At 59.3% G+C, this 24312-nt stretch carries 23 protein-coding genes; 3 read left to right on the top strand and 20 right to left on the bottom strand.

What is annotated here, in order from left to right; translation table 11 throughout:
* The first annotated feature begins 491 nt into the window (after positions 1-491).
* Positions 492-1298, top strand: a complete 807-nt coding sequence (locus QMK52_RS14520; protein ID WP_320403004.1) for a cytochrome c — start codon at positions 492-494, stop codon at positions 1296-1298.
* A gap of 34 nt (positions 1299-1332) precedes the next feature.
* On the opposite strand, the gene QMK52_RS14515 is transcribed toward QMK52_RS14520, so the two are convergent.
* The 14 genes from QMK52_RS14515 to QMK52_RS14450 all read right to left on the bottom strand — a co-directional run bounded on the left by QMK52_RS14515 (position 1333) and on the right by QMK52_RS14450 (position 12912).
* Positions 1333-2133, bottom strand: a complete 801-nt coding sequence (locus tag QMK52_RS14515; RefSeq protein ID WP_005790450.1) for a transglutaminase family protein — start codon at positions 2131-2133, stop codon at positions 1333-1335.
* Positions 2130-3077 (bottom strand): alpha-E domain-containing protein, encoded by a 948-nt coding sequence (locus tag QMK52_RS14510; protein WP_005790452.1) that lies wholly within the window; start codon positions 3075-3077, stop codon positions 2130-2132. Before QMK52_RS14510 ends, QMK52_RS14515 begins: the two co-directional genes overlap by 4 nt.
* 4 nt (positions 3078-3081) lie before the next feature.
* Positions 3082-4491 (bottom strand): circularly permuted type 2 ATP-grasp protein, encoded by a 1410-nt coding sequence (locus QMK52_RS14505; protein WP_005790454.1) that lies wholly within the window; start codon positions 4489-4491, stop codon positions 3082-3084.
* 436 nt (positions 4492-4927) lie between these two features.
* Positions 4928-5269, bottom strand: a complete 342-nt coding sequence (locus QMK52_RS14500) for a ribonuclease E inhibitor RraB (protein ID WP_005790456.1) — start codon at positions 5267-5269, stop codon at positions 4928-4930.
* Positions 5270-5482: 213 nt separating this feature from the next.
* Entirely contained in the window at positions 5483-5743 is a 261-nt protein-coding gene (locus QMK52_RS14495; protein WP_005790458.1) for a hypothetical protein, read from the bottom strand.
* Positions 5744-5822: 79 nt separating this feature from the next.
* Positions 5823-6428 (bottom strand): START domain-containing protein, encoded by a 606-nt coding sequence (locus QMK52_RS14490; RefSeq protein WP_005790460.1) that lies wholly within the window; start codon positions 6426-6428, stop codon positions 5823-5825.
* A gap of 41 nt (positions 6429-6469) precedes the next feature.
* Positions 6470-6724 carry a YkgJ family cysteine cluster protein gene (locus tag QMK52_RS14485; RefSeq protein ID WP_005790462.1) on the bottom strand — a complete coding sequence of 85 codons (255 nt, stop codon included), beginning with the start codon at positions 6722-6724 and terminating at the stop codon, positions 6470-6472.
* 162 nt (positions 6725-6886) lie between these two features.
* Complete coding sequence (locus QMK52_RS14480; protein ID WP_005790464.1) at positions 6887-7378, bottom strand: hypothetical protein; 492 nt, start codon at positions 7376-7378, stop codon at positions 6887-6889.
* 93 nt (positions 7379-7471) lie between these two features.
* Positions 7472-8911 carry a PLP-dependent aminotransferase family protein gene (locus QMK52_RS14475; RefSeq protein WP_005790467.1) on the bottom strand — a complete coding sequence of 480 codons (1440 nt, stop codon included), beginning with the start codon at positions 8909-8911 and terminating at the stop codon, positions 7472-7474.
* Between the two features lie 250 nt (positions 8912-9161).
* Positions 9162-9974, bottom strand: a complete 813-nt coding sequence (locus QMK52_RS14470) for an OmpA family protein (RefSeq protein WP_005790469.1) — start codon at positions 9972-9974, stop codon at positions 9162-9164.
* Positions 9971-10333: a DUF4398 domain-containing protein gene (locus tag QMK52_RS14465; RefSeq protein WP_005790472.1), complete on the bottom strand. Its 363-nt coding sequence runs from the start codon at positions 10331-10333 to the stop codon at positions 9971-9973. The genes QMK52_RS14470 and QMK52_RS14465 overlap by 4 nt, the downstream gene beginning before the upstream one ends.
* Before the next feature lie 9 nt (positions 10334-10342).
* Positions 10343-11158: a substrate-binding periplasmic protein gene (locus QMK52_RS14460; protein WP_194438959.1), complete on the bottom strand. Its 816-nt coding sequence runs from the start codon at positions 11156-11158 to the stop codon at positions 10343-10345.
* A gap of 72 nt (positions 11159-11230) precedes the next feature.
* Positions 11231-12160, bottom strand: coding sequence for an electron transfer flavoprotein subunit alpha/FixB family protein (locus tag QMK52_RS14455; protein ID WP_320403003.1), 930 nt, complete (start codon positions 12158-12160; stop codon positions 11231-11233).
* A gap of 2 nt (positions 12161-12162) precedes the next feature.
* Entirely contained in the window at positions 12163-12912 is a 750-nt protein-coding gene (locus tag QMK52_RS14450; protein WP_194438961.1) for an electron transfer flavoprotein subunit beta/FixA family protein, read from the bottom strand.
* A gap of 484 nt (positions 12913-13396) precedes the next feature.
* Between QMK52_RS14450 and QMK52_RS14445 the strand changes: the two genes are divergently transcribed.
* Entirely contained in the window at positions 13397-15061 is a 1665-nt protein-coding gene (locus QMK52_RS14445) for an electron transfer flavoprotein-ubiquinone oxidoreductase (protein WP_005790479.1), read from the top strand.
* Positions 15062-15168: 107 nt separating this feature from the next.
* On the opposite strand, the gene QMK52_RS14440 is transcribed toward QMK52_RS14445, so the two are convergent.
* Positions 15169-17556, bottom strand: a complete 2388-nt coding sequence (locus QMK52_RS14440; RefSeq protein WP_320403002.1) for a hypothetical protein — start codon at positions 17554-17556, stop codon at positions 15169-15171.
* A 166-nt stretch (positions 17557-17722) separates the two neighbouring features.
* Positions 17723-18616 carry an AraC family transcriptional regulator gene (locus QMK52_RS14435; protein ID WP_320403001.1) on the bottom strand — a complete coding sequence of 298 codons (894 nt, stop codon included), beginning with the start codon at positions 18614-18616 and terminating at the stop codon, positions 17723-17725.
* A 183-nt stretch (positions 18617-18799) separates the two neighbouring features.
* Between QMK52_RS14435 and QMK52_RS14430 the strand changes: the two genes are divergently transcribed.
* A complete protein-coding gene (locus QMK52_RS14430; protein ID WP_005790484.1) occupies positions 18800-19852 on the top strand; it encodes an NAD(P)-dependent alcohol dehydrogenase in 1053 nt (350 codons plus the stop codon).
* Here QMK52_RS14430 and QMK52_RS14425 read toward each other — a convergent pair whose 3' ends face one another.
* The 4 genes from QMK52_RS14425 to QMK52_RS14410 form a co-directional block, all read right to left on the bottom strand.
* Positions 19853-20656, bottom strand: coding sequence for an IclR family transcriptional regulator (locus QMK52_RS14425; RefSeq protein WP_005790487.1), 804 nt, complete (start codon positions 20654-20656; stop codon positions 19853-19855). It lies immediately after the preceding gene.
* A gap of 186 nt (positions 20657-20842) precedes the next feature.
* Entirely contained in the window at positions 20843-21808 is a 966-nt protein-coding gene (gene araH, locus QMK52_RS14420) for an L-arabinose ABC transporter permease AraH (RefSeq protein WP_005790489.1), read from the bottom strand.
* A 20-nt stretch (positions 21809-21828) separates the two neighbouring features.
* The gene (gene araG, locus QMK52_RS14415) at positions 21829-23328 is read right to left on the bottom strand and encodes an L-arabinose ABC transporter ATP-binding protein AraG (RefSeq protein WP_320403000.1); all 1500 of its coding nucleotides are present in this window, start codon (positions 23326-23328) and stop codon (positions 21829-21831) included.
* A complete protein-coding gene (locus QMK52_RS14410; RefSeq protein ID WP_078822086.1) occupies positions 23325-24305 on the bottom strand; it encodes a substrate-binding domain-containing protein in 981 nt (326 codons plus the stop codon). The genes araG and QMK52_RS14410 overlap by 4 nt, the downstream gene beginning before the upstream one ends.
* Between the last annotated feature and the right edge of the window lie 7 nt (positions 24306-24312).

Raw genomic sequence — 24312 nt, 5'->3', positions numbered from 1 at the left:
GCTCGCGCCAAGATGGCAATAAGCCTCATGCCGTTTTTAGCGCAAATGCTGATTAGTTGATATGAAATGGATCTAAGCGAAGAAGATCGGGCGCTCTAAGGTTGAACCTGTAGGACACTGCTGCCGGGTTTTGCTGGAGCAGTTGTAAGAAAAGTGCAATGTCATCTCGCGATACTGAAATAAACCGGCACGCATTTGACGCTCAGGAATAACAACAAATAGGCAGTCAGCCATGTTCAAACATTCGAAAGTACGTCAGGCGGGACTTATTCTGTTCGCCACCACACTGATTCTGATCTTGCCCAATTTAACCAAGGTTATCGGGTGACGATCCAGCATCCGGTCTTCGTGCTCACACAGCATCGGGCCAGCAGCGTTTGGCAGCACCTGCCGGGATATTGCGCTTAGCGTTCCCGTTGCGGGCGCTGTCTTTTTACCTGTGCGTTTCGGGTATCTTGTGCGCTATCGCCATTTATCGTCGGGCCTGTGCCGTGAAACTGATCCTCGCTTTTTTTACTGCTTTGCTGAGCCTACCCGCTGCGGCTGCGCAATTGACCATTGAGCTGGACCACGCCAGCAAGACCTGGCAGACCGCGCAGTTGCTCAAGCACCCCGAGGCGCAGGACGTACAAATCGTCGACGACGTGTCTTACAAGCGCAACATGACCTATCGCGCGGTGCCCCTGGCGGTACTCCTGCCGGGCCTGAAGCCTGCGAACCACCTGCAAGCCGTTGCCCTTGATGGCTTTGCCGCCGAACTCACCGCCGCGCCCTTGTTGGAAAAAACCGGTGCACGCGCCTGGCTGGCCGTGGAAGACCCGGCCCATCCGTGGCCGGCGCTGGCGCAAGGCAAACCCAGCGCCGGGCCGTTTTACCTGGTGTGGACCAACCCCCAAGCCGGGCATATCAGCCCGGAACAATGGCCCTTCCAGATTTCCACGATCAAGCAATTGCAGACGGTCGCCGAGCGCTTTCCAGCCTTGCTGCCCGACCCGAAGCTGGCGGCGGATGACCCGGTGAACCAAGGCTTTGCGTTATTCCAGAAGAACTGCCTGGCTTGCCATCGCCTCAATGGTGCCGGCGATGCGCAAATGGGGCCGGACCTGAATATTCCCTATAACCCGACCGAGTATTTCGGCGGCGATTTCCTCAAGCGCTACATCCGCGACCCACAAAGCCTGAGGCACTGGTCACAGGCCAAGATGCCGGCGTTTGCGGCCAGCGTGTTGCCAGACCACGAGCTGGATTTGCTGGTGGGGTATTTGCAGCATATGGCGGGGCGTAAACAGCAACCTTAAGCCTCCCACATCTGGCCTGCTGTGCTCAGGAAGTTTATTGCTGCTGCACGGAAACCAAGGTCGGGGCTACAAATACCTTGGCATGCATCTGCTCATGCCCACCGCCGCGGCGCATACCGCGTACCGGGCAGGCGTCGAGGTAGTCCAGGCCCACGGCGAGCTTCAAGTGCCGCTCCGGACGGGCCAGTTGGTTGGTCACGTCAAAGCTGTACCAGGCGCCATCCAGCCAGGCTTCGGCCCAGGCATGGCTGGCCAGGTGCGCGCTGTCTTCGGTGTACAAATACCCCGACACATACCGCGCAGCAATCCCCAGGCTGCGCGCGCAGGCCAGGAATGCATGGGTGTGGTCCTGGCACACGCCCGCCGCGCCCGCGAAGGCTTGGGCGGCGCAGGTATCGACGGCAGTCGCACCTGGCGTGTAGATCATCGCCTGGTTGAGGGCCTGCATCAGGTCGATCAACGCCGTACGGTCGCGACGCTGATGGCAGTGTTGTTCGGCAAACCGGCGCAAGGCTTCGTCGGGCTCGGTCAGGCGCGTGCTGCGCAAAAACGGAAAGGGCGACTGGCTTTCGTGCTCGGCCTCGCGCAACTCATCAATTTCTACCTGGCCGCGGGCGCCGATGATGATGGCGTCGTGGGGTTCATCCAGGGTCAGCACATGCAGGATGTTGCCGAAGGGGTCCACTTGGGCGCGCACCGGGCGCGGCAGGTCGAGTTGCCAGCTGAGCACGTGCTGGCGCTCACTGTCGTGGGGTGTAAGGCGCAGGTATTGAATGCTGGCACGTACCTGGTCTTCGTAGTGGTAGGTGGTTTCGTGGCTGATGGAGAGTCTCATGCCGCCTCCAGGTAGGAACTGTAGATGGCGTCGCCCAACTGGCGGACCAAGGGGATAAAGTCGGTCAGCCAGGCGTGCAGGCCTTCCTCAAGGATTTCGTCGATGGCGGTGAAGCGCAGGCGCGCATCCATCTCGGCGGCCAGGCGCTGGGCCGGGCGGCCGTTGAGACCGGGCAGGCTGGCGAGGATCTGGTCGATCTCTTCACTGCACGCCCGCAGTGAACGCGGGACATCAGCACGTAATAGCAGCAGCTCGGCAACCTGCCGGGCACCTGGGGCATCACGATAAATTTCGGTGTACGCCTCAAATGACGACAGCGCACGCAGCAATGCGCTCCACTGGTAATACGCGTGAGCGGTGCCATCGCTGACCGCCGCCTGGTCGCCGGCCATTTCATAGCGGGCATCCAGCAGGCGCAGGGTGTTATCGGCGCGCTCGATAAAGGTACCCAGGCGGATAAAGCGGAAGGCATCGTTACGCATGATGGTGCCGTAGGTGGCGCCGCGGAACAGGTGGGAACGCTCCTTGACCCACTCACAAAACCGGCTCATACCGTAGTGGCTCAGCCCTTGCTGGGCGATGTCACGAATGTCCAGCCAAGTGGCGTTGATGTTTTCCCACATGTCGGCGGTAATACGCCCACGCACCGCATGGGCGCTGGCCCGCGCGGCGCCAAGGCAGCTGTAGATGCTGGCCGGGTTGGCCGCATCCAGCGCGAAAAAATGCAGCAGGCGTTCGGCATGAAGTTCGCCATGACGCTCGTGATAATCCTCCAGCGTGCCGGTGATCAACAACGGCATGGCCAGTTCGTGCAGGCCATCGCCGCGCCCATCCTGAGGCATCAGCGACAACGAATAGCTGACATCCAGCATACGCGCGAGGTTTTCTGCGCGTTCCAGATAGCGAGACATCCAGTACAGATCCGAGGCAGTTCTACTCAGCATGGCATCAGTCCTCGACCACCCAGGTGTCCTTGGTGCCGCCGCCCTGAGACGAGTTGACCACCAGCGAACCTTCGCGCAGCGCCACGCGGGTCAGGCCGCCAGGCACCACCCGGGTTTCCTTGCCGGACAACACGAACGGGCGCAGGTCGATATGCCGGGGCGCGATACCGTTTTCGACGAAGGTCGGGCAGGTGGATAAGCACAGGGTCGGCTGTGCGATATAGGCGTGGGGCTTGGCCTTGATACGCGCACGGAACGCTTCGATTTCGGCCGTCGTGGACGCCGGGCCAACCAACATGCCGTAGCCACCGGAGCCCTGGGTTTCCTTGACCACCAGGTCGGGCAGATTAGCCAGTACGTGGGACAGTTCGTCAGGCTTGCGGCATTGAAAGGTCGGAACGTTCTGCAGGATCGGTTCTTCATCCAGGTAGAAACGAATCATTTCTGTCACGAACGGATACACCGATTTATCGTCCGCAACCCCGGTGCCGATGGCATTGGCCAGCACCACATTGCCACAGCGATAGGCCGCAAGCAGGCCAGGGACTCCGAGCATCGAGTCGGGGTTGAATGCCAACGGGTCGAGGAAGGCATCATCGAGGCGGCGGTAGATCACATCGACAGCCTTGGGGCCGTCGGTGGTGCGCATGAACACGCGATCATCACGCACAAACAAATCCGCGCCCTCCACCAGTTCCACCCCCATTTCCCGAGCCAGGAAGGCATGCTCAAAGAACGCACTGTTGAAGCGCCCCGGGGTCAGTACCACCACGCTGGGGTTATCCAGAGGGCTGGCGCTTTTGAGGGTATCGAGCAGCAGGTTGGGGTAATGGTCGATGGGCGCGATGCGCTGGGCGGCGAACAACTCGGGGAACAGACGCATCATCATCTTGCGGTCTTCAAGCATGTAGCTGACACCGCTGGGCGTGCGCAGGTTGTCTTCCAGCACGTAGTAGGTGCCATCGCCATCACGTACGAGGTCTACCCCAGAGATGTGGGAATACAGATCGCGGTGCAGATCCAGCCCCTGCATCGCCAACTGGTATTGCTCGTTGGCCAGCACCTGTTCGGCGGGCACGATACCGGCCTTGATGATGCGCTGCTCGTGATACAGGTCGGCGAGGAACATGTTCAACGCCTTGACCCGCTGGATACATCCACGTTCGACGATCCGCCATTCACTGGCGGGAATACTGCGCGGGATGGTGTCGAAGGGGATCAGGCGCTCGGTGCCCTGCTCGTCTCCGTAGAGGGTGAAGGTGATGCCGGCGCGGTGGAACAGCAAATCGGCTTCGCGCCGACGCTGGGCCAGCAGTTCGGCAGGGGTATCGGCCAGCCAGCGGGCGAACTCGCGGTAATGGGCGCGCACCTGCCCTGCCCCATCGTACATTTCATCGTAATAAGTGCGGATCATGCCGTACTCCTTGTCACTGGGACGCAAGGACCTTCGCAAGGCCCGTGCCATCGACATAAACACCTGGTTATCAATGAGTTGAATAAACCAAGCGGTTTCGCCGCACCGTCCTGGTGCGCAGAACGCCCGCTGTGATGTGGAGTGCTTCATTGCAACGCGCGCTTTGACTATCAACAGCATAGTCAGAGTTGATTTCACGGCTCGGCGGACACCGCACATAATCGCTTCCATCAGCTGATCAGGAGATGTCCTACAGCCAACGCTTTTGCGCAATCGGTAATGTGTTACCTGTTGTACTGATTTACTCCTCAAGGTTCCCTTTCCGCCACCCTATCCGGGTGGTTTTTTTTGCGCGCAAGACTGCGATGTGCAGCCCTGCAAACAAAAACGGCCGACCCAAAGGTCAGCCGATACGCTGCGCTGCTCATAACACGTGCTACATGGGTAACCCACGCACCTCCTGCTTGACGCCCCATCCTTCGATGATGCCGCCGAGCGGTTCGACCACCGCTTCAAAGTCTTGCTCAAAGTCGCCTATACCATCGTAGGTGGCGAACATGACCTTGCTCAACTCCAGGTACCAGGCGCCATCGTCGCGCGCACTGACCTGGGCATTCAGGGACTCTCCACGAAATCGACCCGCAGCCCTGCGCGCCCGTTCCTCATCCGGGAAAATGGCGTAGAACTCGATGGGGTGAAAACGCGAAAAATCAAAACCGCCTTCTTTCATGCGGCGCAGAACGTTGGTGCTGATGTCTTCTTGATAGGCTGTGCTCATGAAAAGTGCTCCTCAAATGATGGATAGACTTTCCGTGCTTCCCGAAGCTCGCGCCCTGCTGGCGCGAGTACTACGGCAGGAACAACACCGCTGGAAAACAAGCATGTAGCTGACAAGACCAGACCTTAGCGATTCGTTCGCTGATCTCGATTGCAGAGTAGCGCGAAGCTATCACCTCCACCAGAGGTGCTTGGATGGGTATAACGGAAATATTCAGGCCGCGGGTTCGACCTTGAGATTTTTGATACCGTTTTGATCATGCAGGCTCTTGACCGTGGGATCGGGAACACGATCGGCAAGATCGTTAAGGTCCAGCTTTTCCAACACCGGCGACACACGCACCCGCACCATCTGTGCGGCTTCTTCCAGCGTCGGCTCATGCTCGCACTCGAATTGCTCGACTACCGGCTCGCCGCGGTCATTGATGAAAGAAACATTCCACTTCGGCATCGGTGCCTCCTCGATAAAACCCATTGGTGGGCTTACATTTATCTGGACCTTGAGGGCTCGCCAAACGTTCCACTCAAGCCCGGAGGCACCTGATCAACAGCGCTTATTTTTCAGCGTGTTCCTTCAAGGCTTTCAAGGTGTTGAACGGCGCGTCCACCACGAACTTGTTGGCCAACCACGACGGCACGCTGCCGCCTGGCTCGGTGTGTACCTGGTAGGTCACTTCGGTTTCGTTGGCACCTTTGGGCACCAGTTTCCAGAAGCCATCGACCTGGGCCACTCGCACGTAGCCTTTTTCTTCAGGCTTGTAAGTCGGCACGCCTTCCAACTTGCGCGTAACGCTGCCGTCAGCGGCTTTGGTGGTGGTGACGTGGATATACGAATCGCGATCCGTCACAGGGAACGGCGCCTTGAACTGGGTGTAGGTCCATGCCTCGTCGCCTTTCTTGTCGACGAGTTTCTGGGATTTGCATTCATGGATCCACGCGCAGGCCCCCGCGACGTCTTCCTGCAAAGCCTGGATTTTGGCGACAGGCGCCTTGATTACCGTGACACCGCGATAGGCTTTGTACTTGGAGCCGGCCATTTCGCTCAGCGAAATCTTGATGCCGTCTTCGTCCTTGGCAACTTGCCAATCCTCAGCCTGGGCAGTGGCCGCGAACATCATCGTAAAACCGCACACCACAGCCATTCGTTTCAGCGAACCCATCGTTGTATTCCTTGTTGTTGAAGTTCCGATAGTAAAGCCCATCAAGCCGCCGTCATTTGCTCCCACCAGCCGATCAAGCGAATCGCATCGGCCTGGTCGTTACCGCAGACCTCGATATCCGCCTTGAAATCACTGCACACCGCCGGACGTTCCGGTTGACCGAATAGCTGGCACAGTTGTTCCACCGACAGGTGCAGGCAACGCACGCCTGCGGGTTTGCCCTGGGGCATTCCCGGCAGCGGTGAACTGATGGAGGGGGCGATGCAGCATGCGCCACAGCCTTCACGGCATTTCATGACCAGCAGGTCCTCGACGACTCAATAGGGATGGCCGGGCTAGAGTACGCCCTTAAACAGCCGTTTTAAAATGGTCCAACAGGGGTTTTTCGCACAAAACAAAGATGACCGACCAGTCTGCGACAGATGGTCGGCAACCCGGGTCACCTGTGACTGAACAGTTTATTGCTTGAATTCGAAATCCAGCGCGGCGCCTTCTACATCGCGACGCTCATCGTTACGCAGTTGCAGCTTCATCTCATTGCTGAGCAAGCGGCCGTTGATCTGGAACGCGCTGTTATCGGTGGGCTTTTCGCCAAACATCGGCGGCAGCAAGGGCACGCTCTTGGGTTTGGGCATGGTGCCGATCGGTTGCAAGTGCCTGACCATGTCCGAAGGCAGGGACAGGTCCAACTGTGCCGGTGGCAGTTTGGTCTGGGCCACTTCATGGGCCGACTTGGACTTGCTCGCCACAGGTGCGCGCTTTTTGGTCTTCACCGCTTTTTTCCCGGTGGCTGGGGCTTTTTTTGCGGGCGTTGGCTGCTTGGCCGACGTTTTTTGCTCGGCACTCGCGGCGGGTTTAACGTCAGCCACCGGCGTTGCAGCCAGCACCGTGCAGACGTTGCACAGGCTTAACAGGCCAATCACCAAAGTTACACGGAAAATAGACGTCATATCGCCAACAGCATTAACGGCAGAAGGCCATATGCTCGCTTGTTGTGCGTGGCATGACAAGGGCGCAGATCAATGTTGTCCCCTCTGCCCCCCTCAAAAGCCTGCTGCAGTTTCCTGGCACAGCTGGCTGGCAAGCATGCCCAGGGTCATCAACGCCCGCTCTGCCTCGCGGTTCCACGGGGTGCCGCAATTGAGACGGATACAGTGGTTGAACTGTTCGGTATTACTGAAGATCAGCCCTGGTGCAATGCTGATGCCCTGTTGCAAGGCACGCACGTGCAGCTCCTGGGTATTGACCCGCCCCGGCAAACTGACCCACAGGATAAAGCCGCCGGTCGGACGGGTCATCTGGGTGCCTTCGGGGAAATATTGCTGTACCGCCAGCTGGAAGGCGCTGAGGTTCTTGCGGTATTCCTGGCGAATGTAACGCAGGTGACGGTCGTAGCCGCCGTTTTCCAGGTACGCCGCCACGCCCATCTGCGTGACGCTGCAGGCAGAGTGAGTGCTGAACATTTGCAGGCGCTGAATCTCCTGCTGGTACTTGCCGGCGATCATCCAGCCGATGCGCACGCCCGGAGACAAGGTCTTGGAAAAACTCGAACAATAGATGACCCGGTCAAGACGGTCATAGGCTTTCAGGGCCTTGGTGCGGCCCAGTTCGAACATCAGCTCGCCATAGATATCGTCCTCGACGATCTGGATATCGAAATCCGACGCCAGGCGCAGCAATTGCTTCTGTCGCTCCTCTGGCATGGTGCCGCCCAAGGGGTTGCTCAGGCGCGTGGTCAGCACCAACGCTTTGATCGACCATTGGTTGGCCGCCAATTGCAGGGCTTCCAGGCTCATGCCCGTGGCGGGGTCGCTGGGGATCTCAATGACTTTGAGGCCGAGCAAATCGGCCAGTTGCAGCAAGCCGTAGTAAGTCGGTGATTCGGCGGCGATCAAGTCGCCGGGCCGGGTCAGCACGCGCAAGGACATCTGCAACGCATCGACGCAGCCGTGGGTGATCACCACTTCGGACGGATCCACGACTACGCCGGCATCGCGCATTCGGATCGCCACCTGGCGACGCAACGGTTCGAAGCCGGGGCTGAACATGTAGCTGAAGGCCCGTGGGCTCTGGAACCGCGTGACCTTGGCCAACTGCTGGTGCAGCGCCCGTACCGGCAGGTAGTCCACACTCGGCACCGCAGCGCCCAGGGGGAATACGCCTTCACGACGTGACTCGACCAACACCTGCTGGATGATACTGCTGCGGGTGACCAGCCCCGGGCGCTCGACCCGGGCGATGTCTGGCGTCGGCGCCGTGAGTGCCGGGGTCTGGTGCACGTAATAACCCGATTGCGGCCGCGCCCGAATCAACCCCTGGTCTTCCAGGTTGGCGTAGGCCTGCAACACCGTGGCATGGCTCACATTGAGCTGGGAGCTCATCTTGCGCACAGAGGGCACGCGCTCTCCCGGTTGGTAGACACCGCGCCGGATGTCTTCAGCCAGTTGCTGGGCAATACGTTGGTAAAGCAACAGATTGGTCATGACGCAGCACTCGATTTCACGGCTATTTTATTTTTGTGTGAAACATACCAGCACAGTTTAGAAGTGTACGGGGACAGTTAACACAATAATCGAGCGCGAACCGTAGTGACAGCAAAAACTGTGAAGGGAGTACGCGTGACAAAATGTGGGAGGGGGCTTGCTCCCGATGACGGTGTATCAGTCGAAGATGTTGCAACTGAACTACCGCTATCGGGAGCAAGCCCCCTCCCACATGCAATTGCGTCAGACTTTAGCGAGCGGCGCCCAGTTGGCCTTTCTCGTCGGAGAATACGATTTCCACCCGGCGATTCTGTGCGCGGCCTCGTTCGGAGGCGTTGGCTTCTACCGGGTATTGATCGCCATAACCCTGAACCTCGATACGCTTGTCGTCGACACCCAGGTCCATCAACAGGTCTGCCACCGATTGGGCGCGGTCACGAGAAAGTTTGAGGTTCTCCTGCTCGCCCCCGGTGTTGTCGGTATAGCCCTCGATACGCACCCGACGCTTGGGGTTCAGTTGCAGAAACTGCACGATCTTGAGCACGGTGCGGCTGGCCGAGTTTTGCAGTTCGGCTTCGCCGGTATCGAACAACACATCCCCCAGGGTCATCACCAAGCCTCGGTCGGTCTGGGTGGTGAGGCTGGCGATCTGCGCTTCAACCCACTTGCCCTGCTGCTGCACACTGGCCAGCTTGTTTTCGCGCAGGGCCAGTTGCAGGCGCTGACGCTCCAGCTCGAGCTGGGTACCGCGCTCGGCATTGAGGCCCTGCTCGGTGTGTTCGCGGGCGATGGCACTGTAGCGCTGGCTCAGGTAGGCGTAATGCACCACGTCGGAGCCGCTGCCCCAGTAGCTGGACAGGCGATCGGCACGGGCCAGGGACTCGCCGGCGCGGATCACATCCTTGGGCGCAAAGCGCAGCACATTGGAGTCTTCCTTGACCTTCTGGAAGTCGTCGCCCGCCTGTTGCAATGCCTGCTCGCTGCTGGGCTGGCTGGCGCATCCGCCCAGTGCCGCGCTACCCAAGAGCAACGCACAGCTCAAACCACGGATCATCGGGCTCATTGCGCGTCTCCCAATTGCAGTTGCTTGCGCAGGCGAGTGATACGGGTATTAAGCACGTTCAATTGTTCCTGGCTCTTGGCGGTCAGCACTTTTGCCTCGGCCAGGCGCGCATCCAGCTCGGCCTGCTCGGCCCGCATACGCGCGCGCTTGTACGATTGGTCGGCCATGTTGGACTTGGCCCTGGCGAACTTTTCTTCGGCCAGTTTCAGTTCGGGCGATTCATCGGCGTTGACCCCGACCGCGTTGGCTTGCTCCAGGGCTTGCTGGGTCAGGCGCATTTGTTCATTCGGCGCAGGATCGGTTGCACATCCCGCCAGAGCGACAACGGCGAGGGCCGCGAAAAGAGGTCGAAAAATCACTGTAAATCCCTACTTTGTTGGGGTGCCGACGGGTTGTTGCAATTGCGCTTTCCAGCGCTCCAGATTGCGCTGCAGCGCGGCTTGCGCGACACCGGACGCGGGCAATTCTGTCATCTTTTTGGTCAGCTGTCCGCGCAGCCAAGGATCATTGCACGCCGAGTTATGGGAAATCGCCAGGTACAGCCCGGGCTGATCGACAGGCACCTCATGGGCGACCAAGTCGTTACTCATGCCCAAGGTCTGGGCCATGGCCATGCCGGAATAGCGTCCCGCCAGCACGTAGTCCACCTCCCCCAGCAACAGTTTCTGGAACGCCGGCGTGAGATTCGGCAGGCGTTGCAGGCTGAGCTGTTGGCCGGCGAAGGTTTCGAATTCAGTGCTCAGACGGGCGCGCTCCGATACCGCGCCCTTGTAGCCGTGCAGGTCAGCCGCCGTGGTGTAGGCCAGCGGCGAATCCTTGCGCGTCCAGACCAGGTAGTCGGTCTGCATCAACGCCGGATGGATGTAGTCGAAGTTGTCCAGCTCACCGAGATTCAGTGGAGCATCAGCGAGAATATCCATGCGCCCGCTGCGCGCCTCATCCAAGGCCAGGGAGCGCTTGCCGCCGTAGAGCAGGTCGATTTTCAACCCAAGGTCCTTGCCCACTTGTTGCAACACGTCGGCGGTAGCGCCGATCAGGTGCGTGGGGTCCTGGGGGTCGCGCCACAGCAAGGGCGGTGCGTCCGGGCTGCCGGTGATCACCAGGCGTTCGCATTTGCCGGCGGCGAATGACAGGCTCGGCAGCAGCGTGAGGCCCAGCAGTAAAGTCCAGGGGCGCAACTCCATGGCAAGGTTCTCCTGATAAGTAAAAAAAAACCCGGTCATAAGACCGGGCTCTTTATAAGTGAAGCAGCTGGATTAGACCAGCTTCGAAAGCTCAGGTACGGCTTCGAACAAGTCTGCCACCAGGCCATAATCGGCCACCTGGAAGATCGGTGCTTCTTCGTCCTTGTTGATCGCAACGATCACCTTGGAGTCTTTCATACCGGCCAAGTGCTGGATCGCGCCGGAAATACCGACGGCAATGTACAGCTGTGGCGCAACGATCTTGCCGGTCTGGCCGACCTGCATGTCGTTGGGTACAAAACCTGCGTCCACGGCTGCGCGGGAAGCGCCGACCGCAGCGCCCAGCTTGTCGGCCAGGGCGTACAGGTGTTTGAAGTTGTCACCGTTCTGCATGCCACGCCCGCCGGAAACGACGATCTTGGCGGCGGTCAGTTCAGGACGGTCCGACTTGGCCAGCTCTTCGCCAACAAAGCTGGAAGTACCCGCGTCGTGGGCAGCGGAGACGGCTTCAACGGCGGCCGAACACCCTTCGGCGGCAACCGGATCGAAACCGGTGGCGCGTACGGTGATGACCTTGACCGAGGCGTTGGACTGCACGGTAGCGATGGCGTTACCGGCGTAGATCGGGCGCTTGAAGGTGTCGGCGCTTTCTACCGAGATAATCTCGGAGATCTGGTCAACGTCCAGCTGCGCGGCAACGCGTGGCAGGATGTTTTTGCCGTTGGAGGTAGCGGCAGCCAGGATGTGGCTGTAGCCAGCGCCCAGCTCTGCAACCAGCGGGGCAACGTTTTCTGGCAACTGATGCGCGTAGGCGGCATTGTCAGCGTTCAGGACTTTGCTCACGCCTGCAATTTTTGCAGCGGCTTCAACCACGGCGCCAGCGCCTTGGCCTGCAACCAGTACGTGGATGTCACCACCGATTTTAGCGGCGGCAGCCACGGTGTTCAGGGTGGCCGGGGCCAGCACCTTGTTGTCGTGTTCAGCGATTACGAGGATAGCCATGATCAGATCACCTTCGCTTCGTTTTTCAGTTTCTCGACCAGTTCAGCCACCGACTTGACCTTGATGCCTGCGCTGCGTGCAGCCGGCGCTTCAACTTTGATGGTCTTGTTGGTGGAGGCGGTGGAAACGCCCAAAGCATCCGGAGTCACCGATTCAAGCGGCTTCTTCTTGGCTTTCATGATGTTTGGCAGGGACGCATAGCGCGGCTCGTTCAAACGCAGGTCGGTGGTGACGATGGCCGGCAGTTTCAGGGAAACCGTCTGGGCGCCGCCGTCGATTTCACGGGTGACCGCAACGCTGTCGCCACTGACTTCGACTTTCGAAGCAAAGGTACCCTGGCCGTAACCGGTCAGTGCAGCCAGCATCTGGCCAGTCTGGTTGTTGTCGCTGTCGATGGCTTGTTTGCCCAGGATCACCAACTGAGGCTGTTCCTTGTCGACAATGGCCTTGAGCAGTTTGGCAACCGCCAGGGAAGTCAGTTCTTCAGCGGACTCCACCAGAATGGCGCGGTCGGCGCCCAGGGCCAGAGCGGTACGCAGCTGCTCTTGGGCAGTGGTCGGACCGATGGACACCACGACGATTTCAGTCGCAACGCCTTTCTCTTTCAGGCGTACGGCTTCTTCCACAGCGATTTCGCAGAAAGGGTTCATCGACATCTTGACGTTAGCAAGGTCGACGCCGGAATTGTCCGCCTTGACGCGAACTTTCACGTTGTAATCGACAACGCGTTTGACAGCTACAAGAACCTTCATGGATTCCTCGTTACTCTCCGGTGAAAAGAAAGTCGCCTAGGCGAACCTGGCGGTTGATGCTCATCGGCACACAAGGGCACCTCCAAAGACCTCGGCAGTGGCCTTGCACACGGGAAAATGATGACCGTTCGTCAGCGGTGACTGAGAGGTCATTCTTTATCGCGGCGTGTAAACTGCACACCAGCTTACCTTTGGACGTGCTCTTGAAACCTGCAGTCTGCCTACGGGAAGCGCGAAACCGACCGTATCTTGACCGGAACGCCTATTCTGGTCAATACGGCAAAATGGTCAGTCATAAGCCCCGTTGCTTTGATTTACCTAGGCTGCGGGCAATTCAAACAAACGTTTGTATTGGACGCTGCCAGTGGTCTATATATAATGCGCCACCTAGAGAGACAGGTGGGTCCTGCCGTTGTGCATGACGCTACCGAACCTCCACCCATTAGAAAAAAAAGCCTGTTGAGCCTTGAGTAGGAGATAGCCTGTGGAACGCGAATACATGGAATTCGACGTGGTCATCGTCGGCGCCGGCCCGGCTGGCCTGTCTGCCGCCTGCCGACTGAAGCAGAAGGCCGCCGAAGCCGGTAAGGAAATCAGCGTCTGCGTGGTCGAGAAAGGCTCCGAAGTCGGCGCCCACATCCTCTCCGGTGCCGTGTTTGAACCCCGCGCCCTGAACGAACTGTTCCCGGACTGGAAAGAGCTCGGCGCCCCGCTCAACACCCCGGTGGTGCGCGATGACATCTATGTACTGCGCAGCGGCGATACTTCCACCAAGGTTCCCGACTTCTTTGTGCCCAAGACCATGCACAACGAAGGCAACTACATCATTTCCCTGGGCAACCTGTGCCGCTGGCTGGCCCAGCAGGCCGAAAACCTGGGCGTGGAAATCTACCCAGGCTTCGCCGCCCAGGAAGCTCTGTTCGATGAAAACGGCGTGGTGCGCGGGATCATCACTGGCGACCTCGGCGTCGACCGCGAAGGCAAGCCCAAAGACGGCCTGTACACCCCAGGTATGGAGCTGCGTGGCAAATACACTCTGTTCGCCGAGGGTTGCCGCGGGCACATCGGCAAGCAGCTGATCCAGCGCTTCAACCTGGACAGCGACGCCGACGCCCAGCACTACGGCATCGGCCTCAAGGAAATCTGGGAAATCGATCCAGCCAAGCACCAGCCAGGCCTGGTAGTGCACACCGCCGGTTGGCCGCTGGATATCATGGGTAACGAGAACACCGGTGGCTCGTTCCTCTATCACCTGGAAAACAATCAAGTCGTGGTCGGCCTGATCGTCGACCTGTCCTACAGCAATACCTTCCTGTCGCCCTTCGATGAGTTCCAGCGCCTCAAGCACCACCCGGTGCTGGCCCAATACCTGGAAGGCGGCAAGCGGGTCAGCTACGGCGCCCGCGCGATCTGCAAAGGCGGGTTGAACTCGTTGCCAAAGATGGTCTTCAAGGGCGGCGCACTGATCGGTTGCGACCTCGGCACCCTGAACTTTGCCAAGATCAAGGGCAGCCACACCGCCATGAAGTCCGGCATGCTCGCCGCCGACGCCGTGGCCGACCGCCTGTTTGCCGAATCCGAAGGGGGTGATGAACTGACCGCGTACGTCGACAGCTTCAAAGCCAGCTGGCTGTACGAAGAACTGTTCGCCAGCCGCAATTTCGGCCCGGCCGTGCACAAGTTCGGCGCGATCATCGGCGGCGGTTTCAACTGGCTCGACCAGAACATTTTCGGCGGCAAGATTCCTTTCACCCTGCACGACACCAAGCCGGACTACGCCTGCCTGAAGCTGGCCAAAGACAGCCAGAAGATCGCCTACCCCAAACCCGACGGCAAGCTGAGCTTCGACAAACTGAGCTCGGTGTTCATCTCCGGTACCAACCATGAAGAAGAACAGCCGTGCCACCTGAAGCTCAAAGACCCGAGCATCCCGATCGGCACCAACCTGCCGCTCTACGATGAACCGGCGCAGCGCTACTGCCCGGCCGGCGTGTATGAGGTGGTGACCAAGGAGGACGGCGAGAAGCGCTTCCAGATCAACGCCCAGAACTGCGTGCACTGCAAGACCTGTGACATCAAGGACCCTTCGCAGAACATTACCTGGGTAACGCCGGAAGGTGCGGGCGGGCCGACTTACCCGAATATGTAAGGCCGCTTGACCAGTGGTTCTACGATCAGGCTGCACCGGCTGAATCAATGGCTTCTTCGATTCAGCCGGTGGACGCGCTGTCAGCGGTGCTGAAATCGCTGATCGGTTCAACTGACGGCATTGGTTTTCAACGACTCCAACAATTCGACCATTTCTTCAAGAGACTGGTTATCCGGTTGAATCTGCTCCCTCAGTTCCCAAATACTGTAGCGGTCATCGGACTGTGCCAGGTTAACCCCTGCCGTCTTCGCCGAACCAAAATCCACCGGATAACACTTGCGAGTATTGGCGTCGTAAAGAATATTTCTTGCGGCCAAATCATTGTGAGCAATGCCGGCGTTTTCCAATTCGACCAGCATATTCAACACGCTGGCTGATAAGCCCTCGGGCAAGGCTTTATCCCCGGCCATCAGTTGCTCAAGCGATTCTCCCGGCACTTTGGGCATACGCATATAGGAAACGGTGTCAGCAGCATTGCTGCCAAGGAACGTCGCACGCTGTTCTCCATAATATCGGTTAAATAACGCCACCTCATTTTTCATATCGGCAATGCGCTTGGCAGCCGGTAAAGGGAACGTTACTTTGATCACATAATCAGCATCGTCCGGGTCGGCATACACCATCGCACGGGAGCCAAACCCGACGGGGTCTTTCAATCGTCCCTCAAGTTCATCCAGCCCACCGCCCATGACTCCTCTTCGACGCCAAACACCCTGAGCATCGGGCTTGGCAACAATGGCGCTACTGGCCAACTGGTCGGGGTCATGTGGATCGACTACACGCAAAATGTAATGCATGCCGTCCCCGGCATCAGGGGCATTGGCGACGTAATAGGGTTTGCCACCTAACTCGATTTCCCGCATACCTGGAAAAGACGCGCCAGTATTGGGTGCCCTCATCAATTGCAGGTCGTTTGTCTGTGAGTCAAGTTCCCAGCGGTAGTGTTGGGCGCCAGCGTTATTGGTTAACGAGGGTTCTCCCAACTCTACATCTGCCTTCGCCATGACAATTTCATGGGCCAGTTGCAGACCTGAGATCACCGCTGCGGCACCGCCGGCTACTCGATCATTTTGCGTCATGCCATCAATGGCGTCATGAACCCCGAAGACAATGTTGCCGGTGTTACCGATGATGGGCAGGTAACCGAAGGTATTGCCCCAAAATTCTTTCGCGGCTTTCCAGTTCTGCTGCGACGCACCAAAGACCTCAGTCTGGTCGGCCCACCGTGCGTCTTTTGCGTTAACAGCCTGAAAGTGAGAGGCAATGCCGCTCTTCAGATCGCCAAACTTCAGGTAATAATCGCTGTCTCTCGATTGGGTGTAATTGAATGTCTCCCGAACGGGTACGGCCCTATCCGCAAGCAGATTTTTTCTGCCTGGGAAGGTGGCGCTATTACCGTGAATAAGCGCCCCCAGAACATAGTCTGCCCTTGGCCAGTGCGCGTCTTTGCCGCCTTGCCGGTCACGGGCGTTGAAACTGTTCTGCACATGAGCACGATTTCTTTCAGCCCATTTGGCAAAGTCATCATCCCCGTGCAGTTCACTGACAGTGCCGCGTCTCAAATCAACCATTAAGCCTTTATCAGGTCGATGGTCATAATCACCGTGATAATGGACATAAGGAACAAAGGCATAACCGGCCAGAGAGTAACCGTATATATTTGGAACAACGACGTTTCCATTGTCCCCAAGTGTACGAATGATGGCTCTCTGGCCCGCCGGCGTAAGCTGACTGAACGTAGCCTTGTCGTCATGCAGACCTTGCAATGTTCCCTTGACCACATAGGCGTCCGCTTTCCCCGAGCGTTCTGCTAGCTTGCCCTCAGGGTCGCGCATCGGCTTGGCTACTTCTTGCCCCCAAGGACGTTGAAGTACGCTGCCCAGGGCCTCAAGTTCGTTGATCATATCCTTGGCCTGCGCATTGATATGCATGTCTTGGGCGTTCAACTGGCCCCCCGGCGCCACTTTATCGTGCTTCAACGCACCGGCTGCAATTTGCCATGCCAAGTAGGTGCGTTCATCCTGATTAGTCAGATGCGAGACACCATTGAGTTCCTTGACGTAAGACTGGAACGTCACCGTGATTTTTTGATGTGGGTCGTACCCCGCCGCCAGCAATCCACCGCTGAAATAACCTGCAGGCTCCAAGAACGGACGCAAGTGCTGGAATCTGATATTGCGTTGGCCTTCGTCGCCAGTTTCCATAGTCTGGATCTGCGCAACAACGCGACCAGCATAGGCATTGATTCGCCGTTCACGCTCGCCAAACGTATACCTCGCAGTAGGCGGTGTTACATCGAGCGAGCCGTAAATTACACCCTTGGAAAAATCAAGTTCGTGATTCGGGTCAGGGGTGACTGTCGTGTTGTTGGCAACACTCACTTTCATGCCTGCCGAACCGTTAACCTCACCTGCGGTTACAGTGTTTGCAGGCAGCGCAGAAGCGGATTGCTGAGTGCTGATAAGCATCGTATGAGTGAGGGGCTGAACTTTCACGCGCACTACCTCCTTGGTCCCAGACGCTAATTCGCCTGGTGCAATCGTGAGTGCATAACGAGCCAGAGCAGTTCCGTTGCCACCGCGCTGAAACAGTTATCAGGTATTGCCTCCCTATTCGATCTTCATGCAAGCAAGGCTTATCTGACAGGCGTACCCGGTAGACTCAGGCGGCTCGCTCTTCACCAGGGTTACGCAAAAAGTAACGCTTATATTCGCGACTGAACTGCGACGTACTCTGATACCCCACGCTGTGCGCCGCCTGCGCCACGCTCATGCCCTCCACCAGCAGCAACTGTTGGGCCTTCAATAGTCGCAGGCGCTTGAGGTACTGCACCGGCGACAACAAGGTGCAACGCTTGAAATGCTCATGGAAGGTCGACGCACTCATGTGCGCATACCCGGCCAGCGTCTCGATATTCAGCGGTTCGGCGTAATGGGCATGCAGGTGATTCAATGAGGTGGCGATGCGCGAAAACTGCCCCTGTTGTTCCACCAATGCACGCAGCACATCCGCCTGCGGCCCGCGCAAGGCGGTGAACAACAATTCGCGCACCCGCGCCGGGCCCATGATCCGGCTTTCCAGCGGATCGTGCAGGCACTGCAACAGCCGTTCGACGCATCCACGCATGACGTCATCGAGCACCACCGAACTCATCGACTCCAACGTCTGCGCCGTAGGCGGCGGCCCGGTCTGCATACCCATAGCAATCACCAACTCGCCCAACACCACCCGGTCGATGCCCACCGTCACGCCATACAGCGGCGCATCGGGCGCCATGGCAAAGGTCTCGCACTCGAACGGCACCGGCATCGCCTGGATCAGATAATGCCCGGCGCCATACTCCAGGGTACGCGGGCCCAGGTACGCGACTTTGCTGCCTTGGGCCACGAACATCAGGCTCGGCTCGTAGATCTGTGGCCCGCGCGCCACATCGCAACTGGCGCGCAATACCTTTACACCGGGCAGGTGAGTCGGGGAAAAACCGTCGCGGGATGCAAGGCCCTCAATCAAGGCGACCAGGGTGGCGTTGGCATCGAGATGGCGGGTCAGCAACATGGTAAAAAACTTCGCGAATTAGGGATGAGAGCATCATCGCAGGTCTGGCGACCAATACATCCAAACTTGAGGCAGTGCCGGACGAATAGGCATGAGACTCGGAGCAATCGCCATGGCCGCCGGTGCGCTCGGTACGCAGAATGGCTCGCCTCACTTGTCATTGCTTTTTTGCGAGGTTTCTTCATGTACACCGCCATCGGTTATGCCGCCCAGTCGGCCACCACTCCCCTCGCCCCTATGTCGTTTGAACGCCGCAGCCCGCGTGTCGATGACGTGGCCATCGAGATCCTCTACTGCGGCGTGTGCCACTCCGATATCCACCAGGCTCGCAACGAGTGGGGCATTGCCGTGTACCCGCTGATGCCGGGCCATGAAATTGTCGGTAAGGTCACCGCCGTCGGCGCCAACGTCACCGCGCATAAAGTCGGTGATCTGGTGGGCGTAGGCTGCATGGTGGATTCGTGCCGCCACTGCGAAGCCTGCCAGTCAGACCTTGAGCAATACTGCCTCGAAGGCCCGACCATGACCTACGCCACCCCGGACCGCGTGGATGGCAGCAACACCATGGGCGGCTACTCCGACAGCATCGTGGTCAGCGAGCATTTTGTGGTGAAGATCCCAGCCAGACTCGACCTGGCCAGCGCTGCACCAATTCTGTGTGCAGGCATCACCACGTACTCGCCGCTCAAGCACTACGGCGTGAAGGCCGGCGACAAAGTCGGGATTCTCGGCATGGGCGGCCTGGGCCATATGGGCATCAAGTTCGCCAAGGCCATGGGCGCCGAGGTGACGCTGTTCACACGCTCGGCGAGCAAGGCTGAGGAAGGCCGCCGTCAGGGCGCCGACCATGTGATCGTGTCCACCGATGCCGAGCAGATGAAAGCCGCTGCCGGGCACTTCGACTTCCTGCTCGACACCATCCCGGTGCAGCACGACTTGAACCCCTACCTCGATGTACTGCGCTTTGACGGCGTGCATATCCTGGTCGGCCTGATCGAGCCGGTGGACCCGCCCGTCAATGCCGCGAAACTGGTGTTGGGCCGTAAAGTGCTGGCCGGTTCGCTGATCGGCGGCATTGCCGAAACCCAGGAAGTCCTGGATTTCTGCGCCGAGCACAACATCACCTGCGACATCGAAATGCTCGACATCCGCAAGATCAACGAGGCTTACACGCGCATGATCGCCGGTGACGTGAAGTACCGCTTCGTTATCGACATGGCGAGCCTCAAAGCCTGATCAGGCTTTGGCGCCCAACTCCGCTGACAGCCGGGCTGCGACCTGTTTGATCACAGGGATCAGCTCGGCCATTTTCTCCAGCGGCATGTAGGGCACGGTACTGGCGATGCTGATGCCGGCGACAATTCGCCCGCCGGCATCGCGCACCGGTGCGGCCACACAGCGAATCGACGGTTCGTTGTCTTCCAGGTCGAACGCATACCCGCCCGCTACATACTCGCCCATGCGCTGTTCGAACTGCGCCCAGGATTGCTCCGGGTGCTGCGGCCATTGCAGGCTTTTGCCCGCCGCCGGCAAGCTGGCGTGGTACAGGCGCTGCCACTCCTGCGGCGAATCATCCAGCAACAACGCCTTGCCGATACCGGTGCGCGCCAGCGGCATACGGTGGCCGACCCGCGAGCGCATTTCCGGGCCATTGCGGCCAGGGTTCTTGTGCAGGTAAAGCACATCGTCGTATTCACGGATCGCCAGGTGGATGGTGTCGCCGGTCAGGGCTGACAACTCGTCCAGATAGGGTACCGCCAGGCTTACCAACGGTAGCTCTTCACGGGCCTGGAAGCCCAACTCGATCAGCTTGGGCCCCAGCAGGTAACCGACTTGCGGCACTACACGCAGGTAACGCTCGTCCACCAGACAACTGGCCAGGCGGTGCGTGGTACTGCGCGTGGTGCCGATACGCCGGGCAATCTCTTTCAGATCCCGCGCACCAGCCGCCACCGCGTGCACCACGCCCAGGCCACGCAACAGGGTTTGGGTACCGGTGGGGGCGGCGTCTTTGACGGGGGTGTGGGCGTTTTCCTGCATATCGGGCCTATGTGGTAGTACGAAAACGAGCGGCATTATGGCAAATACCGCCCTCCTGAACACAGGAGATCCAAGGTGGGAGCTGGCTTGCCTGCGATGGCGGTGGGTCAATTAAAGATTGGCTGGCTGACACACCGCTATCGCAGGCAAGCCAGCTCCCACAGTTTGCTCTTCACAGGGCGAACATCAGCGTTGTTTCATGCGGTCGATGATGACCGCCAGCAGCAGGATCGAACCCCGGATCACATACTGGTAAAACGTGTCGATGTTCTTCAGGTTCATCGCATTCTCAATGATCGCCAGGATCAGCACCCCGGCAATCACATGGCGAATCATGCCGATGCCGCCGCTCAGCGATACCCCGCCCAGCACGCACGCAGAGATCACCGTCAGCTCGAAACCCTGGCCGATCATCGGCTGGCCCGAGGTCATGCGCGACGCGAGAATCACCCCGGCCAATGCGCCGATCAAACCGTGCACGGCAAAGATGATGATCTTGGTGCGATCGACATTCACCCCGGCCAGCAGCGCGGCTTCCTGGTTACCACCAATGGCCATGGTGTTGCGCCCATAGGTGGTGTAATTGAGCAGCCAACCGAAGAACACGAAACACAGCACAGTGATGATGATTGGCACCGGTACGCCCATCAGTTGGCCATTGCCGAATACGAAGAAATCTTCATTCATCACCCCCACTGCCTTGCCGTTGGAGAAGATGTACGCCAGGCCGCGCACGATCTGCATCGTCGCCAAGGTGGCAATCAACGCATTGATGCGCAGCTTGGCAATCACGATGCCGTTGATCAGCCCCACCACCAGCCCCATGGCCAGTGCCGCCGACACGCCGAGAACCACGCTGTCGGTGTCACGGATCACGATGCCCGCCACCACCCCGGCACAAGCGATCACCGACCCCACTGACAAGTCGAAGTGCCCCGACGCCAGGCAGAACAGCATGGTGCACGCGGCGATGCCCACCGTGGATATCGCTAGCCCCAGGCCGCGCATGTTCAGTGGCGAAAGGAAGTTGTCGATAAATACCGCGCTGAGTACAAAGATGCTCAACGCTGCCAGCAGCATCACCCAGTCGTCGAGAAACTTGCGCTGGTTGAACCCCGGCCAGAAACCCTTTGCAGTTTTAACTTCAGACATAGCCAACCCCTCTTATTTCTTCAAGCCCGCGAACGCGGGAGCGCCAGTTGCAACAGGCGCGCTTCATCCGCTTGGGCACGGCGCAGTTCACCGCTCAGGGCGCCTTCGCTCATCACCAGGATGCGGTCGGAAATGCCCATCACCTCCATCAGGTCGCTGGACACCACGATTACCGCAATGCCGCTGGCCGCCAGGTTATGGATGATCTGGTAAATCTCCGACTTGGCGCCGATGTCGATACCGCGGGTGGGCTCGTCCAGCAGCAGGACCTTCATCGGCATCGATAGCCAGCGGCCGAGAATGGCTTTCTGCTGATTGCCGCCGGAGAGGTATAGGATCTTCTGCGCCGCGTTCGGGGTTTTGACCCGCATCGCCTGGATCTGCCGGTCGGCGTTAGCTTTCTCCCAGCCTTCGCGCAACAGCCAGCCAAAGGTGGAATGCGCATCCCGGGCACTGATGTTGATGTTTTCGGCGACGCTGCCCAGCGGGATGATGCCTTCCTTTTTGCGATCCTCCGGACACAGCAAGATACCGGCGGCGATGGCGTCGCGGGGTGAGCGCAATTGCAGGGTTTGCCCGCACAGCTGCAGGCTGCCGGCGCTGGTGCGCTCCAGCCCACTGAGCAGGCGAAACAGCTCGGTGCGCCCTGCCCCCACCAGCCCGAACAGCCCAAGGACCTCGCCCTTGCGCACCGCAAAGCTGATCGGCTCGCGCAGGCCCGGGCCGAGCAGGCCGTCTACCCTGAGCGCCACTTCGCCGTGCTCGCGTGGGCGGTAGTCGTAGATGTCCTGGATATCGCGACCGACCATGCAGGTCACCAACTGGTCGTGGGTCAGCGTGCTCATGTCTTCGAACGTGCGCACGTAGCGACCGTCCTTGAACACCGTCACCGCATCGCAGATACGGAACACTTCTTCCATGCGGTGCGACACGTAGAGCACCACTTTGCCCTCGTCGCGCAGGCGCGCAATGATTGCCATCAGCCGGTCGATTTCCCGCGCCGACAAACTGCTGGTCGGCTCATCGAAGGCGATCACGTTGGCACCGCGGGACAGCGCCTTGGCGATTTCCACCAGTTGGCGCTGGCCCAGGGACAGGCGCCCGAGCTTCTCGTCGGGGTCGATCTCATCGGCCAGGCCCTTGAGACATGCCAGCGCCTGCTGGCGCAGCACGCCGCGGTTGACCACACCGAAACGCGTCGGCAAGTGCCCGAGGAACAGGTTCTCGGCCACACTCATTTCCGGCACCAGATGCAGTTCCTGGTGGATCACCGCGACACCGTTGGCGATGCTGTCGGCAGCGTTCTTGAACGCCATGACCTGCGCGCCGATCTGCACGCTGCCGCTGCTGGGAATGTAGGCGCCGCCGAGGATTTTCAGCAGCGTCGACTTGCCCGCACCGTTCTCGCCCATCAGGGCATGCACCTGCCCGGGGTGGGCGGTGAAGCTGATGCCGTCCAGCGCCTTGACCCCAGGAAAGGTTTTGCCGATCGCGTCAAAACGCAGGGCCGCAGCGGTCATTTCCACAACCCGATTTTGGTCAACTCTTCCTTGAAGTTCTCGCGGGTGATCAGGGTGACTTCGTCCATGGCGGTGTACTTCGCAGGTTCCTTGCCGGTGGTGACCCATTCGTACATCGCCAGCGCGGTGTTATAGCCTTCGATATGCGGGCTCGGCAGCATGGAGCCGAAGAAACCACTGTCGGCTTTCTTCAATTCGCCAATGGCGTCGGTGCCATTGATGCCGATGCCGATGACGTTGGCCGCCTTGAAACCGGCACTTTCGGTGGCGCGCACGCCGCCCAGTACCGTGTTGTCGTTCATGCCGCCGATGATCAGGTTCTTCGCGCCGCTCGGCAGCTTGACCAAGGCCGAGTTGGTGGCGTCCATGCTGCCGGGTACGTCGAGGGTTTTAAGCGCGGCGGTGAGGATGTGATCCTTGGGAATACCAGCGTCTTCCAGGGATTTGATCGAGCCGTCGGTGCGCTTCTTGCCGGTGTCGAGTTCGTTGAAGGTGTTGATCACCGCATAGGTGTCCTTCCAGTCCCAGCCGCGTTTTTTCGCTTCGGCGGCCATGGCGGCCCCTTGTTTCTGGCCCACTTCAAACGCGGCCATGCCCAGGTACGGTACGTCTTCCATGAAGTTGCCCTTGGCATCGACAAAGCGGTCATCCACGGCCATGACTTTCAGGCCATTGACCTTGGCCTTGGCGACAATGGCCGGGCCCAGGGACACGTCCGGTGGGCAGATCACAAAGCCCTTGGCGCCGTTGGCGGCGAGGCTGTCGATGGCCGAGAGGGTTTTCTCGCCATCGGGCACGGCGATCTTGATCACGGTGAAGCCATGCTCCTTGCCGGCTTTTTCGGCGAAGGCCCATTCAGTCTGGAACCACGGCTCTTCGGCCTGCTTGACCAGGAAGCCGATCTTCACTTCTTCAGCCGATACAAAGCCGCTGAACACCATTGCCAGCGCCACAGCGCCAAGAGTCTTCTTGAACATGAACCAC

Source organism: Pseudomonas sp. P9_2, assembly GCF_034008255.1.
Taxonomy (GTDB): domain Bacteria; phylum Pseudomonadota; class Gammaproteobacteria; order Pseudomonadales; family Pseudomonadaceae; genus Aquipseudomonas; species Aquipseudomonas synxantha_A.
This window is presented reverse-complemented; position numbering and strand designations above follow the sequence as displayed.

What these genes read in the sequence shown, in the direction of transcription:
- QMK52_RS14515 (WP_005790450.1), bottom strand. Translation starts at nt 2,133, where the DNA reads ATGAGACTCTCCATCAGCCACGAAACCACCTACCACTACGAAGACCAG.
- QMK52_RS14470 (WP_005790469.1), bottom strand. Translation starts at nt 9,974, where the DNA reads ATGAGCCCGATGATCCGTGGTTTGAGCTGTGCGTTGCTCTTGGGTAGC.
- QMK52_RS14450 (WP_194438961.1), bottom strand. Translation starts at nt 12,912, where the DNA reads ATGAAGGTTCTTGTAGCTGTCAAACGCGTTGTCGATTACAACGTGAAA.
- QMK52_RS14505 (WP_005790454.1), bottom strand. Translation starts at nt 4,491, where the DNA reads ATGATCCGCACTTATTACGATGAAATGTACGATGGGGCAGGGCAGGTG.
- QMK52_RS14500 (WP_005790456.1), bottom strand. Translation starts at nt 5,269, where the DNA reads ATGAGCACAGCCTATCAAGAAGACATCAGCACCAACGTTCTGCGCCGC.
- QMK52_RS14495 (WP_005790458.1), bottom strand. Translation starts at nt 5,743, where the DNA reads ATGGGTTTTATCGAGGAGGCACCGATGCCGAAGTGGAATGTTTCTTTC.
- araG (WP_320403000.1), bottom strand. Translation starts at nt 23,328, where the DNA reads ATGACCGCTGCGGCCCTGCGTTTTGACGCGATCGGCAAAACCTTTCCT.
- QMK52_RS14425 (WP_005790487.1), bottom strand. Translation starts at nt 20,656, where the DNA reads ATGCAGGAAAACGCCCACACCCCCGTCAAAGACGCCGCCCCCACCGGT.
- QMK52_RS14455 (WP_320403003.1), bottom strand. Translation starts at nt 12,160, where the DNA reads ATGGCTATCCTCGTAATCGCTGAACACGACAACAAGGTGCTGGCCCCG.
- QMK52_RS14485 (WP_005790462.1), bottom strand. Translation starts at nt 6,724, where the DNA reads ATGAAATGCCGTGAAGGCTGTGGCGCATGCTGCATCGCCCCCTCCATC.
- araH (WP_005790489.1), bottom strand. Translation starts at nt 21,808, where the DNA reads ATGTCTGAAGTTAAAACTGCAAAGGGTTTCTGGCCGGGGTTCAACCAG.
- QMK52_RS14435 (WP_320403001.1), bottom strand. Translation starts at nt 18,616, where the DNA reads ATGTTGCTGACCCGCCATCTCGATGCCAACGCCACCCTGGTCGCCTTG.
- QMK52_RS14460 (WP_194438959.1), bottom strand. Translation starts at nt 11,158, where the DNA reads ATGGAGTTGCGCCCCTGGACTTTACTGCTGGGCCTCACGCTGCTGCCG.
- QMK52_RS14490 (WP_005790460.1), bottom strand. Translation starts at nt 6,428, where the DNA reads ATGGGTTCGCTGAAACGAATGGCTGTGGTGTGCGGTTTTACGATGATG.
- QMK52_RS14510 (WP_005790452.1), bottom strand. Translation starts at nt 3,077, where the DNA reads ATGCTGAGTAGAACTGCCTCGGATCTGTACTGGATGTCTCGCTATCTG.
- QMK52_RS14410 (WP_078822086.1), bottom strand. Translation starts at nt 24,305, where the DNA reads ATGTTCAAGAAGACTCTTGGCGCTGTGGCGCTGGCAATGGTGTTCAGC.
- QMK52_RS14430 (WP_005790484.1), top strand. Translation starts at nt 18,800, where the DNA reads ATGTACACCGCCATCGGTTATGCCGCCCAGTCGGCCACCACTCCCCTC.
- QMK52_RS14480 (WP_005790464.1), bottom strand. Translation starts at nt 7,378, where the DNA reads ATGACGTCTATTTTCCGTGTAACTTTGGTGATTGGCCTGTTAAGCCTG.
- QMK52_RS14475 (WP_005790467.1), bottom strand. Translation starts at nt 8,911, where the DNA reads ATGACCAATCTGTTGCTTTACCAACGTATTGCCCAGCAACTGGCTGAA.